Raw genomic sequence first — 16,606 nt, 5'->3', positions numbered from 1 at the left:
CAGGATTCGGGCATTAATGTAGGGTGAGAGTGTTCAAAGTGTTTAACGCGTCACTTCGGGATTCAATAAGTTCGCTGCCCTGCAATTCGATGAACAGGGCGGGGATTTTAGCCATATTGGCCGCCGCCATGCCGTCTTTCGCTCCCAGGCACAACAGCGCGGTGGACCAGGCATCGGCAACCGTCGGATCAGCGATCAGGACGGTGGCGGAAACCAGGTTATGGCCGACCGGTCTTCCGTTACGGGCATCGAGAATGTGGCTGTAACGCCGGCCTTGGTCATCGAAATAATGCCGGTAAGTACCGGACGTCATCACCGCCATCGGCGAATCCTTGGGCATGGTAACGACTTTATGCATCGTCCGTTCTTCCGGCAACGGCCTTTCCACGGCGATACGCCAAGGTTGAAGGCCGGGTTTGTAGCCATTGGTTTTCAGCTCGCCGCCTATTTCGACCAGATAATTGCTTATGCTTTTTTGCTCCAGCACCTTGCTGATCCGCTCCACGCTATAGCCTTGAGCAATCGACGACAAATCGACTTTCAGGTCGGCCTGTTTTTTGCGCAGATGCGTGTCATCGACGATTTCCAGTTTTTCCATGCCGATTTGCTTCAGCGTGGCAAGAATAGTCGAGTCTTTAGGAATCGTCAGCGCATTGCCCTTAAAGCCCCATAAATCGAACAACGGCTTAATGGTTAAATCGTAGCAGCCTTGGCTGGCCTGGTTTACAACTTGCGCGATTTTAACCAAGGACACGATTTCGCCGCCGACTTCCTGGCTATCGGTATTCTCTATGCTGTTGAATGTTTCTATAGTCGAATCGGGCCGGTAATTGGACAGCAGCTTATCGATGGCCGCGAATTCGTTTTCGACGGCGTCTTTAACGGCTTTATCATCCACCGACGATTCGGACCAATAGCTGATATGGTAAGTCGTACCCTGAGCAGGGCCTTCAAGCTTTTGAATGGTCGGTTCCGAGCAGCCTGCCAACATGACTAAAAACATGCAGGCAATAAAATGATGCGGGAAAGCGCCGGATAATGCCGTTTTTATAGTTCGTGGGTTAGTCATCCATGTCTGCCGTTTCTTTATCATCACAAATTATCGGTAATAAACTTCATAAAACGCGCAATATGCGTTAACAAACGTGATTTTGCGCCCTAGCTGCGCTCGCGTGTGCCGTCTTTAGAGCGCTCTTTATTATAATCCGAAAGACACTAAAGCTTTTTAAAAAATAAGTTTTCCCTTTGCGGCCCCTGTAGAACAGACATGCAAACCGTTCTGGCTGCATTTTTGCCTGTCTCGGAGTCCTACACTATGAATACTCCCCAAATCAGTCATCTGTCTGTTAACGGTAACGCCAGGGAAAATAAGTTCTTTATATTTCAGTTTATCAGCTTAATCCGCGTCATCCGTGTTCCATTTCTCTATGCACTGAGTAGTCGCCATAATGTTTACCGTATTCCCACGCACTACGTCACTGCCATTAAATTAATGACAGCGTATTTCCATTTGAACTTAACTTAATGGCAGCAGCGCACTACAGCTAAGGCGCGAGTCAAAATCAGCCTCTGCCGAGGAGGTATCACGTTATTTGTTGCGCATGATGTGCGTAGATTGCAGGAAAGACACTTGTTCTATATAATACCTGTTGCTTATTATATCTATTATTTTCTTTCCCTTGGCGCTTTTTACGAGCTTCTACGCTTTCAATTGTTTATGCATTCAAAATTCGGTTTTCTGAGTTACGAAATCAGTCACGTTATCCGTCAACGTTTTAACAAGGAAGCCGAAAATATCGGCTTTACTCATGCCCAATGGAGAGCCTTGGTGCATTTGTCTGAAAATGAAAATTGCCGCCAAATCGACTTGGCTGAAATTCTGGAAATCAAACCGATTACGCTGGCAAGGCAGATCGACTTGCTTGAGGAATCGGGTCTGGTTCGGCGCAATAAAGACGTTGAAGACCGGCGCGCTTACCGCCTGGAACTCACGCCTAAAGCGCAGTCCATCATGCAGGAACTTTGGGAGATTGCCGATGCGGTGGAAGCGGAGGTTCTTAAAACCTTAACGCAACAAGAACGAGAACAGATGACCGCACTGCTGGAACGCATTAAAACCAGCCTGGGTGAAGCTATCTGAATTAATGGGCTTGGGCATTGAAAAGTATGCATAAAACTGAGCGGATAATCTGTTTTTTCACCAAGCTGACCGACTTAGTACCCCTCACATCTTTGAATAACTTTTTATGCTCTCTGGCTGTGTTCCCACATAGCCTTTTTAATTTATAGGACTGAAATGCTCTTTTTATCGAAAAAACAGGACTGGCTCGGCAACATCCGAGGCGATGTGTTGGCCGGTCTGGTCGTTGCCCTTGCGCTGATTCCCGAAGCCATTGCCTTTTCCATCATCGCCGGGGTCGATCCCAAAGTCGGGCTCTATGCCTCGTTCTGCATTGCGGTGGTGACCGCGTTTGTCGGCGGCAGGCCGGGCATGATTTCTGCGGCGACCGGGGCGATGGCGTTGCTGATGGTGACGCTGGTCAAGGATCATGGCCTGCAATATTTATTGGCGGCAACGCTGCTGACCGGCGTTTTGCAAATCATCTCCGGCTACCTGAAGCTCGGCAGCCTGATGAGTTTCGTGTCGCGTTCGGTGGTGACCGGTTTCGTCAATGCGCTGGCGATTTTGATCTTCATGGCGCAGCTGCCGGAACTTACCCACGTCACTTGGCATGTTTACGCAATGACCGCAGGCGGACTGGCGATCATTTACCTGTTTCCGTATCTCCCGGTGATCGGCAAATCCCTGCCCTCGCCGCTGGTCTGCATTATCGTTTTGACTGGCATCGCCATTTATTGGCAGCTGGACATCCGCACAGTCGGCGACATGGGCGAGTTGCCCGATACGCTGCCTATTTTTCTCTGGCCCGAGGTGCCGTTGACATGGGACACCTTAAAAATTATTGCGCCTTATTCTTTGCCAATGGCCGTAGTCGGTCTGCTGGAATCATTGATGACCGCCACCATCATTGATGATTTAACCGACACGCCCAGCGACAAAAACCGCGAATGCAAAGGCCAGGGCCTCGCCAATATCGGTGCCGGATTGCTCGGCGGTATGGCCGGTTGCGCGATGATCGGCCAGTCCGTTATCAATATCAAATCCGGCGGGCGCGGGCGCTTGTCCACCTTAATTGCAGGGAGCTTTCTGTTGATCATGGTGGTGTTCCTGGACGAATGGATTTCCAAAATCCCGATGGCCGCGTTGGTCTCGGTGATGATCATGGTCTCGATCGGTACCTTCAGCTGGAGTTCCATCGTCAACCTCAAACAACACCCGGTGTCCACCAATGTGGTGATGGTGGCGACCGTGATTGTCGTGGTCTGGACGCATAACCTGGCGTTCGGCGTTTTCGTCGGCGTGTTGCTGGCGTCGTTATTCTTCGCCAACAAAATCAGCCATTTCATGTATGTCGAATCGGAACTGGATGAAGCGAACAGCATTCGGACTTATCGCGTTATCGGGCAAATCTTCTTTAATTCGTCGGGCAAGTTCATCGAGGCCTTCGATTTCAAGGAAGCCGTCGATAAAGTGGTCATCGATTTACACCGCGCGCATTTCTGGGATATAACCTCGGTGTCTGCATTGGACAAGGCCGTCATCAAGTTCCGCCGCGAAGGCGCGGATGTGGAGTTGATCGGCATGAACGAAGCCACCGCCACCATCGTCGACCGCTTCGGCATCCACGATAAACCGGAAGAAATTGAAAAAGTCATCGGAGGCCATTAATGAACACAAATACCAATAGAGTGCTGGCATGTATCGACGGCTCATCATTGACCGAAGCGGTCTGCGATTACGCCGCCTGGATAGCCCAACGCGTCGATGCGCCATTAAAGCTGCTGCATGTCATTGATCACCATCCCGAGACGGCCGTAACCCTGGACTTGTCCGGCAATATCGGCTTGGGCAGTCAGGAACATTTGCTTGAAGAACTGACCGCCGTCGAACAGCAGCGCAGCAAGTTGCGACTACAGCAAGGCAAGCTGTTGCTACAGGCGGCCAAAGATCGGGTCATCCAGGCTGGCATCGCCAACCCCGACAGCAACCAGCGCCACGGTAGCTTGGTTGAATCGCTAATCGAGCTTGAAGAAAGCATCCGGGTTCTGGTCATCGGCATCCGTGGCAAAGTGCATGAAAACCGGCCGGACAAAATAGGCGCAAAACTTGAGTCCATCATCCGCTCGTTGCATAAGCCTATTTTGGTAGTCAACGACACGTTCAAAGCGCCGCAGCACATCATGATTGCCTATGATGGCAGCAAGGCGACAGAAAAAGCCATCGACATGGTTGCCATCAGCCCGCTTTATAAAGGCCTCACTTGCCATCTGGTTAACGTCAGCAAAGATGACGCAGCGACCGAACAATTGCTTGAAGCGGCTGTCAGCAAACTGAAAAATGCCGGCGGCATTGAAGTGACCACGAAAAAATTACAAGGCAAGCCCGACCAAGCGCTTTGTGAATATCAGGACAAACATGATATTGATATGATCGTGATGGGCGCATTCAGCCACACCCGCCTTCATGACCTGCTGCTGGGCAGCTTTACCGCCAAGATGCTGATGAATGCCAAAAAGCCGCTGCTGTTGCTGCGCTGATTGGCCGGAACGTAACAGGCGCTCAGCAAATTTGTTCCCATGCGCTACGCCACGGCCATTAAGTTAAGTACAACAGCAGCGTAGGAGCGGGCAGCGCCCGCGATATTTCGGTAGAGCGATACAGCGTTGTAGCGCCTTCATCGCGGGCATGGCCCGCTCCTACAACGCGTAATGGCAGTGCTGCGCTCATTGTTATACGACAGCTTCACACCTCGCCACCCGGCTGGTCTACGATGAAAAATCCGGGATTTGACCCTTTAAATCACGTGCCGCATGTATCAGCAAGTCTTCGAAAGTGTAAAAGCCTATATCGCAGATTGCCAAATGCGATAGCGCAAAAGCCGCGCCCGTGCCGAATGCCTCGCGTCTGATTGACGAGTGAACCAGACGGACTGTTTGGTGCGGAAAGCCGAAAATAACTTCATGCTCACCGATAATTCCGCCGAGCCGTAACGAAGTGATTTGATCGTCATCCACGCCTAATTTTTCCGCGATCTTTAATGCCGTGCCTGAAACCTCCGGTTTTTCCTTAAAATGTTGCTCAAGGATTTCCACATCGGCAAAAGGCGCTATTTTGCGCAACAGATTGGCCGCCGTCATCAGGAAATTGACGCCCAAGGTAATATTGGGCGAACACATGACACGCGTATTTCGCCCAAGACTGCGGACATAATCCAAATCGCTTTCCGAATAAGCGGAAATCGCGCTGACCAACATAATTCGGTGTTTACGAACCGTTTCTCCATAGCGATGGACGGCTTCCGGTGAAGAAAAATCAACTACCGCATCAACCGGCTGCCGGTCGAATAATGCCTCGAACGATTGTTGCGCCATCCCAATAATCGGAATGGCAGTATCAGGATGCGTTTGAGCGTTGTCACTCACGGTGCGGCGGGCAATCCAGCACAGTTCAAAGCGTGAATCGGTGCTCAGTACATTGGCGACGGCTTTGCCCGTTTTGCCGTAGCCGATAAGGCCGATACTTATTTTGTGGTTCAATGGTAATCTCCTTTGATACATTCACTGGCAGAACTACGTTTACCCCAACCGCAAAAATGCAATGAGCAAATAAGTTTTGCGGAAAAGCATTTTGTATCAACTGTCATTTAAAATAAAAACATTAACGAAATCATGCTTATAGTGACTAATTTATACCTCTCAGGCCCATGCGGGCATAGCTATCTACACAACTTTTCGCGCGCGTTCCCAGGCCTTGCACCACTGCCATTAAGTTAAGACTTGTTCCGTTCGCCCTGAGCCTGTCGAAGGGTGAGCGGAACAAGTCGTTAAGCCATTCATGGTTCGACAAGGCTCTCCTGAGTTTATCGAAGCCTGTCATGAGCTTGTCGAATGGGGCTCACCACGAACGGCTTAACTTAATGCCAGTGAGGCCTTGCACTCCAACCGCTGGAAATACGCAACCATTAACTTGATAGTAATAACCTGACGCGTGGGGACGAAACAAATCCGGGCCAATCAGCTCATATTTCCGTTAACCAATAAAATTGATAAGCCTGCAAAACGATCCGGCGATCGAACTGGGCGGGACTTCTGCCGCTGTATAAATCGACGAACCGGCCGTAAAGATTAATGCCCCGACCGCTGATGACATCCAGGTCGAGATACTGGGGATTGGCGTCGAAATTGGCGACCACCAGGACCCGTTCCGACGGCCGCAAATGATTGAAGCGGATAAAACAGAGCAAATGCTCATTATCGACGTCCAGCAGTTCGCGGTTGTTGAAATCGGCGAACGCAGTCGTTTCCTTGCGGATGGCGATCATTTTTTTCAATGCGCTGAACAGGCTGTATTCCACCGTGCCTTGTCTTTTTCGCAATTCGGCTCTTTCCCAATTGATCTTGGGCCGGTGAATCCAGCGGTTGTCGCCGCTTTTACCGGGGTCATCGAGATAACTGTAGTCGTTGACGACGCCCAGCGCATCGCCGTTGTAAAGCAGCGGAATGCCGCCGAAAGACAGGATCACGCTATGCAGTAGCAGGATTTTATTGACCGCAGCTAATATCAGGGCCGAATCGCCGCTTTCCGCTGCCGCTTCCAATCCCGCCAGCGATGCCAGCGAGCCGCAAATGCGCGCGTCGCCGGTCTCGTCATTGCGCATAAACACCATGCCTCTGGCCGGCGAAGCTTCGAATTGACCGCTGAAATAATCGACCAGAAATTTTCGGTGCGCGAAAGGTTCGTAATCGGCCGCCCGGACATCGTTGTCGTCGAAACCGAAGCCGATGTCGTCATGGCAGCGCACATAATTCAGCCAGGTTGCCCGTTCCAGTTTGGCGGGCAGATTTTGCAGTCCTTGATAAAGCAGTTTGGCATTTTTGGTGGCAATGCCGTCCCACAGCAATGCCATTAACGTGGCGTTGTAGGCGATTTCGCATTCCTTGGCGATAATCGCGTCTTCGCCGAAATACTTGATGACCTCAACCGGCGCGACGATCGCTTCGGCAATAAACAACACGCCGGGAGCGCTCACTTGACAGCAGTCCTTCATCAATTGGAGAATCAGATGCGCATTGCGCTCGTTCTGGCAGGAGCTGCCGATTTTTTTCCACAGGAAAGCGACGGCGTCGAGACGCAGCACATCAACCCCCTGATTGGCCCAAAACAGGATAATGTCGAGCATTTCAATGAACACCTCGGGATTGCTGTAATTCAAATCCCATTGGTAATCATGGAAGACGGTCATCACCCATTTTTGCAGGTCGGCATTCCAGGTGAAATTGCCCGGATCGCTTTCGGGAAAAATTTCCGGCATGCTGCGCTCGAACATATCGGGAATTTCCCGGTTATCGAACATGAAATAATAATCCTGGTAGCGGCGCTCCCCCGTGACCGCCTTTTGGGCCCATTCATGCTCGTCGGAGGTATGATTGAGCACTATGTCTAAGACCAGTAGAATATCGCGCTTCCTGAATTCCCCGGCAACGCGGCGTAAATCGTTAATGTCGCCGAGCCTGTCGTCGATTTTCCGGAAATCGCTGACCGCATAACCGCCGTCGCTTTTACCGGCCGGGCACATCAAAATCGGCATGATATGCACCATGTTGATACCCAGCTCCTGGAAATACGGGGTCTTGTCGGCCAAATCGTCCAGGTTTTCGGCAAAACCGTTGGTGTATAGCGCCATGCCGACCCATTTTTGCGACAGGAACCAGTTATGATCCCGTTCGCGCAGGATGTCGACGCTTTCCAGTTCCGTGGAGCGGTTGATATAGCCTTTAGCCATGGTTTCCACCAGGCGCTGCATTTGCGGCTTAAAGTCCTTGCGCTGTCCGTAGAGGTTAAAAAACAGCGAATAAATGGCGTAAAAATTAGCGCCCAGCCGGGTATAAAAATGCCGCAAATCCTGCCTGCTGATTTCCGGTTTTAAATCGTCCAGAATGGCGTTCAATAGCGAGTGGGAAACTTGTTCGTACATAGCGTTATCCTGACGGAACTAAAATTAAGTGACTATTCGCGCGTGATGGAACACGGATGACACTGATAAGACGGATTTAAAAAAACCTCAAGCCGGACGGGGCATGTTGCCCCGTTCGAAACATTTTACGACTGTCAATATAGCCACTTAGCTCTAATGCCACAAAAACGTTAGGGACGGGGTTGCAAACCCCGTCTCGCTTGTGGAATCCGTCAAATCCGCGTTCTATTGACATGCTCCGTCGCGCTCCAATCTATATTTCTTCGTGGTGAATAAAAAATAGCACATACGCTAGTTCCCAAGCTCTCCAGCTTGGGAATTCAGTGTAGGAAGCTCCAGCTTCCCGTCTCGCAAAGCTGGAGCTTTGCTCACTGGGTTCCCAAGCAGGAGCTTGGGAACCAGCAAAAAGAGCTTGGGGACCAGCAAAGACACGAAATATATTCATTATGCTCAATTGCAAAGTCATTCCATCCAAATCTGCGTGCCGGGATGATAATGGGCAACGCCCTCCAGTATCCCGGCGCTGTAATTGCCGTTCATGCCTAAAAAACCGCCTTGCGCCAAATAAAACGCCGCCATCATTCCCTGTTTCCGGGCTTGTGCTTTGGCTTGCCCGACAACATCAAGATCGGCGTTGGCGACCAATACCGACTGAATCGCGCTGGCGAGCACCGGCAAATCGTTACCGCTGTCGCCGGCGAAAACCGTGTTGGCGTAATCGAAGCTCTGATGTTGCATTAAAAACTCCACGGCATGGAGTTTCGTCGCATGCGCGGGCAATACATCCAGCAGTCCCGTCGATGTCGCTTCGTCGACACTGTAGATCAAGCCGGCCGCCACTTGCCGGGTTTCCAGCCGCCGCAGCATTTCCCGTTGCAGCGCGTCGATGTCAGCCTGCAACGGCAGGTAATAGCTGAGTTTGTAACGGTTTTGCTTGGCTTCTTCCTGTAGGCGCAAAAACGGTAAATCGGCAAACAAGGGACGTAAAGCGTTCGCCGTCAAGCCCCGCCAATCGGCGGCGATGTCCCGCTCCCATTCAGGCCAATGCCGCCATTCTCCGGTACCTACTTGGTAAATAGTCGTGCCGACATCGCCGATAACCCAATCGGGCAACGGCAGTTCGTATTCCCGGATGGCGTCTTCAACCAGCTCGCGGTGCCGGCCGCTGACATAAGCCAGGGTCACCTCCGGGCGCGAAACCAGTCGGCTAAAAGCCGCCCGCGCACCGGGCGATTCGGGCTGTCTGCCGTTCGGCAGCAGGGTGCGGTCAAGATCGGTACAAATCAGGATGCGTTTGTTCATGGGCTTTGGACTCTGTTAGCGATTGAAAAAATCGTAATGTTCGATGGCCTCCAATATGCCCCAGGCATGCGAACCCTCGGCGAAATAGACCTGCTCGGTATCGCCCAGAATGGACAGCTCCTCGCAATGACGGTTGGCGACCACGACCCCGAGGGTGTTGCCGCGCAACATATCCTCGTCGCCACCGGAACCGCCCGTAGCCAGGATACGCTCCAGCGGAATATTCCATTGCCGGGCGACATAGCGCAATGCCTGGCCTTTGGAGGCCCTGGCCGGAACAAAGTCCAAAAACTGTCCGAACGAGAGCGTCGTATTGACCGACAATTCGTGCTGCCGCAGTAGCGTAAGGATTTCTTCCATCGGCGGCGCGCTATTGCTGTCGTAAAGATAGGAAAGCTTAAACCGGCTCTGTTCGCTTTTGGCTTGCAGCGTCAGGCCCGGCAAGCCGCTGATGACGCGCCGCAGCACGTTAGGCGTCCACAAATGATCGATATGATAGGTCCAGGCAATATCGGCGATCAGTTGCGGCGCATAGTAGATTTCAGTGCCGAGACTGGTGATTAAAATATCCGGCATCGGAATCTTGTGTTTTTTAAAGACCGCCAGAACCGCATCCAGCCGCCGCCCGGTGGCGATGCCGAATAGAAGCTTCTTACGTTTTTCGCGAATCAGTTTTACAAATTGCTCCAAGCCTTCGGCGTCGCCCAACAAAGTATTATCGATAGCGCTAAAAATGGCTTGTTTTCGGAAGCGGCCGGTTTTGGCGAGCGGCGGGGCTTTCGGGAGTGAGCCCGCTTGCTGCGGTAGCGCCTGAATCTTTCGCAAATAGGCTTGCGTATGGGAGTCCCAGGAATAATACCGGGCGACGTTTTGCAAGCCATTTGCGGAAAATTCCCGCCAAAGCTCCCGATTTTCGAGAATAGTCAACAAGGCTTCAGCCATCGCCGTCTTGTCCACCGGGTCGACCAGCAAGCCGTTGCGGCAATTGCCGATGATGTCCACCGGACCGCCGTTTTCGGTGGCGACCAGCGGCAGGCCGCTGGCGGCCGCTTCCAGCAGCGTCAAGCCGAACGGTTCGGTCAGGGCCGGATTGATGAACACGCCTCCGGATGCCGCCGCAAGACGGTAAATGTCGGCGACCTCGTCAGCCGCGTGGTGTTTCGGCAGCGCGACCCGACCGTAGAGATCGTAATAATCGGCAACCAATAACAGCTCCGTCAACACCCCTTGCGGGCCTTCGCTCAACTCCCGGATGTCTTCGCGATTACCGGCGACGATCACCAGATTGGCCAACTGCTGCAAACGCGGCGATTCCCCGTAAGCCTCCAACAGTCCGACGATATTTTTCCGTTGGTCGGGACGGGACATCGCCAATATCACCGGCTTATCCGGTTCATGCAGCGGCATCTTGAGGTTTTTTGCAAAAGCAATGCTTTCGCCGGCGGAAGCGGGCGGATGAAACATGTCGAGATCGGTTCCCGGCGGTATGATTGCCATCTTGTCCGGCGTGTAGCAATCGTAAAGCTCGTATTGCTCTTCGATTTCATTGCGGGTGCTGGTAATCACCAGATCGGCGTTGGTCAGCGTCTCCTCTTCGGCGCCGATACGGCGCGACATATGATAACGCTGCTCGATCGCCTCCATCGGCAAGCCCATCGCGAGCAGCCTGCGGCATTTGTCGCGTCCCAAAGAATGGCCGGTATGAATCAACGGCAACCCGGTCCAATGCGCAAGGCGGACGCCGACATAACCGGCGTCGGCATAATGGCTGTGCAGAATATCCGGCCAGCGCGGTTGGCGGTGCAGCCAACTCAGTAAATTATCGGCGAAACTATCCAGATGATCCCAGAGCTCTTCTTTGCGAATATACGCTTCGGGACCCGCTTCGATACGGACTATTTGTGCATTTTCCGACAGCGGTTCGACGGGCTCTGCGTAATCGGGGCCGACTTCGCTGTCGATTATCCGCCGCGTTACCAAATCCACCCGCCCGACATTCGGCTGTTTTGCCAGCGCCTTGGCCAGCTCAACGACATATTTGGTTTGACCGCCGGTATCCGCGTCGCGTCCCAGTTCCAGGTCACAGCCTCTAATCAAGCCGTGAACGCTGATTAACAGGATATACAGCGGTTCGGTATTAGTGTTCTCAATCATTGCAGATAGACTCTTTAATTACCGGTGTATTTAAAAATACGCTCCGGTCATAAATTCCGGATTTTTAGCTTCAGTAATTCCGAACCGTTTTTCCATGTCCCTAACCGTCTGTAAACCAGTTCGTGTTGCAGCAGATCAGTCCCAGTGAATCTAAGGAATTTATTAATTATAGGATTGCACACATTAATCCTTTCTTAAGGTTCGAGACTCATCCGGGCCTTCATGGTACAAACGAGACTGCAAATGCGTTGTCGAAACGGGAAGCCTGGCTTTCACAGGCTCAAATAAACAATGGTCTGCACCGGGTAACTTGTTACAATCGAATTCAGCTCTACTCTGTCATTTAACATCTACCGGAGTCCATACATGGAAGCTTATCCTTCTGAACTTCTGCTTATCACATTCGTTGCGATGCTGGCTCCGCTCCTTGCCGAGTTGCCGGGCAGTGTGCGCTTTCCTGTCGTGGTGCTTGAAGTCGTTTTGGGGATACTGATAGGCCCTCATGTCTTTCATCTGGCTAATCCTGACGGCATGATCGCCATGTTAGGGCAACTCGGTTTAACTTTTCTGCTGTTCTTGGTCGGACTTGAGATAGATTTCGACAAGATTCGCGGCAAACCCTTGTCATTAGCGGTAGGCAGTTGGTTTATTACCTTCCTGTCGGCGATAGTTTGTATGTTTTTCTTCAATGTCATCGGACTTATCCAGAGCCCGCCTTTATTGGCCGCAACCGCCTTATCCACCACCGCCTTGGGCATACTGGCCCCTATTCTGCGCGACCGTGGCGAACTGAACACCGATTTCGGCAAGTACATCGTGGCAACAGCGGCTGTCGGTGAGTTTGGCCCCTTGGTGATTATTTCGCTGTTGCTGATCACTACCCATGACACTTTTTTACACACGCTGTTTGTCGTGACCTTTATTATCATCTCCTTGGCCGTGGCGAATGTTGCCCTGCACATGCGCTCCTCGCCATTACTTGAAAAGCTGGCGCACACCATGCAGAGCAGCGGCCAGCTTCCGGTGCGAATTTGTATCTTGTTGCAAGTCTTGTTAGCCACGCTCGCCGCTAAATTCGGCCTGAATATCGTGCTGGGAGCATTTACTGCGGGCATGGTGGTCAGACTCGCCATTAAAGGCACAGAGGGCGAGCTGTTGCAGCATAAGTTGGACGCAATCGGTTATGGCTTCCTGATACCCATCTTCTTTATCGTCGCAGGCATGAAGTTCGAACTCAGTGCGCTATGGTCTACGCCTCTCGCTCCGATACAAATCGCTCTGTTGTCGGGTTTGTTGGTTCTGGTTCGAAGCGTTCCGTTGTTTTTTTACAAGCATGAGCTGACTGCCGAAGAAAAAATACCTTTCATGTTTTATTCGGCCACAGGTCTTCCGCTGATCGTTATCATCAGTGAAATCGGCGTTTCCTCTGGATTAATGCCGCCGGACAGGGCGTCAATCCTGGTCAGCGCGGGTATGGTTTCGGTGTTATTGTTCCCCGTGTTGGCGGTAAAACTACGCGGTAAATTCGTTTTGCCTTGGTGATGTTTACGAAAAAATTACATTTATCGACCTTATCCTTGAGATAGAATTTTCATTTTGAAACCATTTCTTCATCTATTTTCGTATATCGCCTGGAAACAACGTCTGGTATTCTGGCTGGGCGCAATTATGGTCGGCCTGGTTATCGTCATGATAACTATGCTCAGCGAATGGGCCGCGCAAACCTACCGCGTTCTTGCGCTGCAATACCCCTGGTTTCATTTTGTCATTCCGCCAGTCGGACTGGGCTTTACTGCATGGCTCACTTTTCGTTTCTTTCCCGGCAGCGAACGCAGCGGCATTCCACAGGTTAAAACAGCCTTGGAATTTGCTGACAACTTTAAAGAAACAGCCAAATTGATTTCCTTAAGAATTGCCATCGGGAAAATGTTCCTGCCGATTATGGGTCTGCTTTCCGGGGCCTCAGTCGGTTTCGGCGGCCCTGCCGTGCATGTCGGCGCATCGGTGATGTTGTCACTCGGTAAAGTGATTAAATTTCCGCCTCATTATTTAGAGAAAGGTTTAATTCTGGCAGGCAGCGCGGCCGGTTTTGCCGCAATGTTCAGCACCCCGTTGGCGGGCATTATTTTTGCTGTTGAAGAAATGGGCCGAACCTTGGAAGAACGGATCAGCAGTCTGGTATTAACCGCCATTATTTTTTCCGGCGTGACCGCCTATGCGTTATTAAACAGCTACATTTATTTTGAAGATGAATCGCTGATCATGCCAATAGGACAAAGCTGGTTTGCTATCCCGTTATGCGGGATTATCGGCGGGTTTTTGGGAGGCTTGTTTAGCAAAATCACTATTTTCGGCAGCCGACTCCTCAAGCGAACCGGCATCTCGATGGTTGTGATCGCTATAGCGTGCGGCGGAATCATCGCTACAGTGAATTATTTCTCCAATGGTGCGACCGTGGGCACAGGTTATCAACAAACCAAAGCCATATTACACAGCGCTCAAGCGATGGAACCTTCTTATCCGTTCCTGAAAATGCTCGCTACGTGCGCCACTTTCTTTAGCGGCATACCCAGCGGTATTTTTGTCCCATCACTGGCAACAGGGGCTGGAATTGGTGTCGACTTGGCTAACTGGTTTCCGATTGCGCCCGCTTCAGCGATGATTTTACTGAGCATGACCGCTTATTTCTCGGGTATGCTGCAAACACCGCTCACCTCGTTCGTGATTGTTATGGAAATGACTAATAGCCATGAAATTATGATTCCGCTGATGGCGACCGCTTTTTTGGCCAGCGGGACATCTAAATTAATACATTCGGTACCGTTGTACCTTGTTTTATGTGAAGCCTATCGATTGCCGTCAATGTGTTCGGCACGACGGTAATTCGATTAAATACATTATTTAAGAATTAGTTATGGCAACTCAATCTATTACGATAGCGCGGATTTATCTTCGGGAAGACGAACATCTGCTTGGTAGTATCTTCGATTTTTTGCACGACGAAGAAAAAGTCTTAGGCATCACGGTATTCCAAGGGATTATGGGGTTTGGCCCGGACGGAATAATTCGTACCAGCCATCTACTAACCTTGTCTCTGGATTTGCCGCTGGTCATCGAATTCTACGACTTACCTGAACGGGTTGAGAGCGTAATCAACCATCTTCAAACCCAGATGGGCTTATCTCATATAGTGAGTTGGCCGGCAATTAGCCATATCAGAGATTGATCTTGCTCCGATCTAGCGGACACTCGGCTAAGAGCGTAATCCCTGACTCCGAGGTCAAAAATGAAAACCAAAAAAGAACCAACCTCCCCAACAATACGCAACAAATATACAGCTCAGTTTAAGGAGTAGGCGTTGGAACGTGCAGACCGTGACGGCATTCCCAAGGCGGCCAAAGATTTAGGCTTGCCGAATCGATATTGTATAATTGGCGAGCCAAACGTCGCCAAACCGGTTAGTCTTTTGAAGATAGCCCTATTGATATTTATGAAACTGAAATCTGTTTTTCTCTCAAATTTACCTGGAATACCCATCTTCATTTGGACGCTGACGATAACGTTACCTTTATATTGTTCCGCTTCGGATTTTCTTAAAGTGGATGGAACGGAGATCAGGGACAATTACGGCGTGGGTAAAGATGTTCATCTTTACGGCACCAACCTGGGAGGCTGGAGGGTGCATGAACCCTGGATGTCGCCATTAGCCGGGGCATCAAACGAGTGGGATGCGCGACATATTCTTACCGAACGTTTTGGTAAAGAGGCTGTCTGGGATCTCTACAACGCTTACTGGGATTCCTGGATCACGGAAACCGATTTCAAGAATATCGCCGAAGCCGGTCTCAACTGTATCCGTTTGCCGATATATGCGCTTAACCATATGGATGATGAGGGTAACTGGAGACTGGACGATACCGGCGCCATTGATTTATCCCGGATTGAATGGACCGTAAACAAAGCGTTGGAATATGGGCTCTACACTATCCTTGATATGCATGGCGCGCCGGGGTCACAAAACGGAGCCCATCATTCAGGCCGGCAAAACGGCGCTCTGCTTTATTCAACCCCGCTCTATCAGAATCAACTGGTAGAGCTTTGGGAAACTCTCGCCACGCGTTTTAAAGACAATGCCGCCGTGGCCGGTTATGACCTGTTGAATGAACCCTCCGAGACCTTTCCCGGAGGGATGGGTTCCGAGGTGGTTAATCTTTACGACCGCCTATATCACGCTATCCGAACGATTGATCCCGACCATATCATCATTATGGAAGCTACCTGGTGGTGGAATACACTTCCGAATCCCCAAGAGAAAAACTGGGAGAATGTCGTCTATTCGTTGCACTATTACCAATGGCAAAACAATGAAGACTTCACGGTGATGAAAAATTCTGTGGATGGGTGGATACAGGACGCTCAAAAATGGGGTTCAAAATATAACGTACCGCATTTTATAGGGGAATTCACGCTGTTCGGAAATGCCGAATCCTGGAATTACGGACTTCAGCAATTTACAGAAACCGGCAGCCACTGGACAACTTGGTCTTATAAGGTGTTGGGCCGCAATAACTGGGGCATGTACAACACAGCAGAGCAAAACAGCAATATTGCCGATATTGCTACGGATGATTTAAACACTATCAAATACAAATGGAGTCAGTGGAACACGCCGGAATATTTTTCACCCAACCCTACAGTTATCAACGCCATGCAAAAAGCAACCTTAGGCCGAAAACTGAAGCGGCCTACTCAAGCCTTTACCGCTAAATCAGAAAAAGGCGGAACAAAAAACTTAGTGAGCTGGCCGGCGATCAGCCATATCAGGGATCTTTGAGCGCGCAACTGACTTTCTTAACGCGATAGACGTTATGGCCTACCTCAGTGGCACCCCCTAATACTGCTCAATATGACCTCATTGCAACCCCATCAATTTTGTTAGGAACGTGCATGAAATAACTTGAGCAAGTTTTATTTTTCATTTTTTAACCATGAAGGACATGAAAGGTTTAAGTCTTCATGTCCTTCATGGTAATTGCCTAAATTAATTTATGCAC

Annotated in this window: 13 protein-coding genes; 7 read left to right on the top strand and 6 right to left on the bottom strand. The window is 50.7% G+C overall.

What is annotated here, in order from left to right; all coding sequences use genetic code 11:
• Nucleotides 1-13: 13 nt before the first annotated feature.
• Nucleotides 14-1,069 (bottom strand): FAD:protein FMN transferase, encoded by a 1,056-nt coding sequence (locus V3O24_RS02915; protein ID WP_331306122.1) that lies wholly within the window; start codon nucleotides 1,067-1,069, stop codon nucleotides 14-16.
• A 648-nt stretch (nucleotides 1,070-1,717) separates the two neighbouring features.
• Between V3O24_RS02915 and V3O24_RS02910 the strand changes: the two genes are divergently transcribed.
• The 3 genes from V3O24_RS02910 to V3O24_RS02900 all read left to right on the top strand — a co-directional run bounded on the left by V3O24_RS02910 (nucleotide 1,718) and on the right by V3O24_RS02900 (nucleotide 4,659).
• Nucleotides 1,718-2,140: a MarR family transcriptional regulator gene (locus tag V3O24_RS02910; RefSeq protein WP_331306120.1), complete on the top strand. Its 423-nt coding sequence runs from the start codon at nucleotides 1,718-1,720 to the stop codon at nucleotides 2,138-2,140.
• Between the two features lie 156 nt (nucleotides 2,141-2,296).
• Nucleotides 2,297-3,790, top strand: a complete 1,494-nt coding sequence (locus V3O24_RS02905; RefSeq protein WP_331306119.1) for a SulP family inorganic anion transporter — start codon at nucleotides 2,297-2,299, stop codon at nucleotides 3,788-3,790.
• Nucleotides 3,790-4,659 carry a universal stress protein gene (locus V3O24_RS02900; RefSeq protein ID WP_331306118.1) on the top strand — a complete coding sequence of 290 codons (870 nt, stop codon included), beginning with the start codon at nucleotides 3,790-3,792 and terminating at the stop codon, nucleotides 4,657-4,659. The genes V3O24_RS02905 and V3O24_RS02900 overlap by 1 nt, the downstream gene beginning before the upstream one ends.
• Before the next feature lie 58 nt (nucleotides 4,660-4,717).
• On the opposite strand, the gene V3O24_RS02895 is transcribed toward V3O24_RS02900, so the two are convergent.
• The 5 genes from V3O24_RS02895 to V3O24_RS02875 form a co-directional block, all read right to left on the bottom strand.
• A complete protein-coding gene (locus V3O24_RS02895) occupies nucleotides 4,718-4,849 on the bottom strand; it encodes a hypothetical protein (protein ID WP_331306116.1) in 132 nt (43 codons plus the stop codon).
• Nucleotides 4,850-4,887: 38 nt separating this feature from the next.
• Nucleotides 4,888-5,658: a dihydrodipicolinate reductase C-terminal domain-containing protein gene (locus V3O24_RS02890; RefSeq protein ID WP_104423470.1), complete on the bottom strand. Its 771-nt coding sequence runs from the start codon at nucleotides 5,656-5,658 to the stop codon at nucleotides 4,888-4,890.
• A 482-nt stretch (nucleotides 5,659-6,140) separates the two neighbouring features.
• Nucleotides 6,141-8,096 (bottom strand): alpha-amylase family glycosyl hydrolase, encoded by a 1,956-nt coding sequence (locus V3O24_RS02885; RefSeq protein WP_331306114.1) that lies wholly within the window; start codon nucleotides 8,094-8,096, stop codon nucleotides 6,141-6,143.
• A gap of 462 nt (nucleotides 8,097-8,558) precedes the next feature.
• Nucleotides 8,559-9,398, bottom strand: a complete 840-nt coding sequence (locus V3O24_RS02880) for an HAD-IIB family hydrolase (RefSeq protein WP_331306113.1) — start codon at nucleotides 9,396-9,398, stop codon at nucleotides 8,559-8,561.
• A 15-nt stretch (nucleotides 9,399-9,413) separates the two neighbouring features.
• Nucleotides 9,414-11,552, bottom strand: a complete 2,139-nt coding sequence (locus V3O24_RS02875) for an HAD-IIB family hydrolase (protein ID WP_331306111.1) — start codon at nucleotides 11,550-11,552, stop codon at nucleotides 9,414-9,416.
• 366 nt (nucleotides 11,553-11,918) lie between these two features.
• On the opposite strand from V3O24_RS02875, the gene V3O24_RS02870 reads away from it, so the two are divergent.
• The 4 genes from V3O24_RS02870 to V3O24_RS02855 all read left to right on the top strand — a co-directional run bounded on the left by V3O24_RS02870 (nucleotide 11,919) and on the right by V3O24_RS02855 (nucleotide 16,386).
• Nucleotides 11,919-13,094, top strand: a complete 1,176-nt coding sequence (locus V3O24_RS02870) for a cation:proton antiporter (RefSeq protein ID WP_331306110.1) — start codon at nucleotides 11,919-11,921, stop codon at nucleotides 13,092-13,094.
• Nucleotides 13,095-13,148: 54 nt separating this feature from the next.
• Nucleotides 13,149-14,435 carry a chloride channel protein gene (locus tag V3O24_RS02865; protein WP_331306109.1) on the top strand — a complete coding sequence of 429 codons (1,287 nt, stop codon included), beginning with the start codon at nucleotides 13,149-13,151 and terminating at the stop codon, nucleotides 14,433-14,435.
• A 31-nt stretch (nucleotides 14,436-14,466) separates the two neighbouring features.
• Nucleotides 14,467-14,778 (top strand): DUF190 domain-containing protein, encoded by a 312-nt coding sequence (locus V3O24_RS02860; RefSeq protein ID WP_104423476.1) that lies wholly within the window; start codon nucleotides 14,467-14,469, stop codon nucleotides 14,776-14,778.
• Nucleotides 14,779-14,910: 132 nt separating this feature from the next.
• Nucleotides 14,911-16,386, top strand: coding sequence for a cellulase family glycosylhydrolase (locus tag V3O24_RS02855; protein ID WP_331306107.1), 1,476 nt, complete (start codon nucleotides 14,911-14,913; stop codon nucleotides 16,384-16,386).
• The last annotated feature ends 220 nt before the right edge of the window (nucleotides 16,387-16,606 follow it).

Source organism: Methylobacter sp. Wu8 (assembly GCF_036440755.1).
In the GTDB taxonomy this organism is placed as follows: Bacteria; Pseudomonadota; Gammaproteobacteria; order Methylococcales; family Methylomonadaceae; genus Methylobacter_A; species Methylobacter_A tundripaludum_A.
The sequence above is the reverse complement of the archived record's forward strand: the minus strand, read 5'-3'. Positions and strand labels throughout refer to the sequence as shown.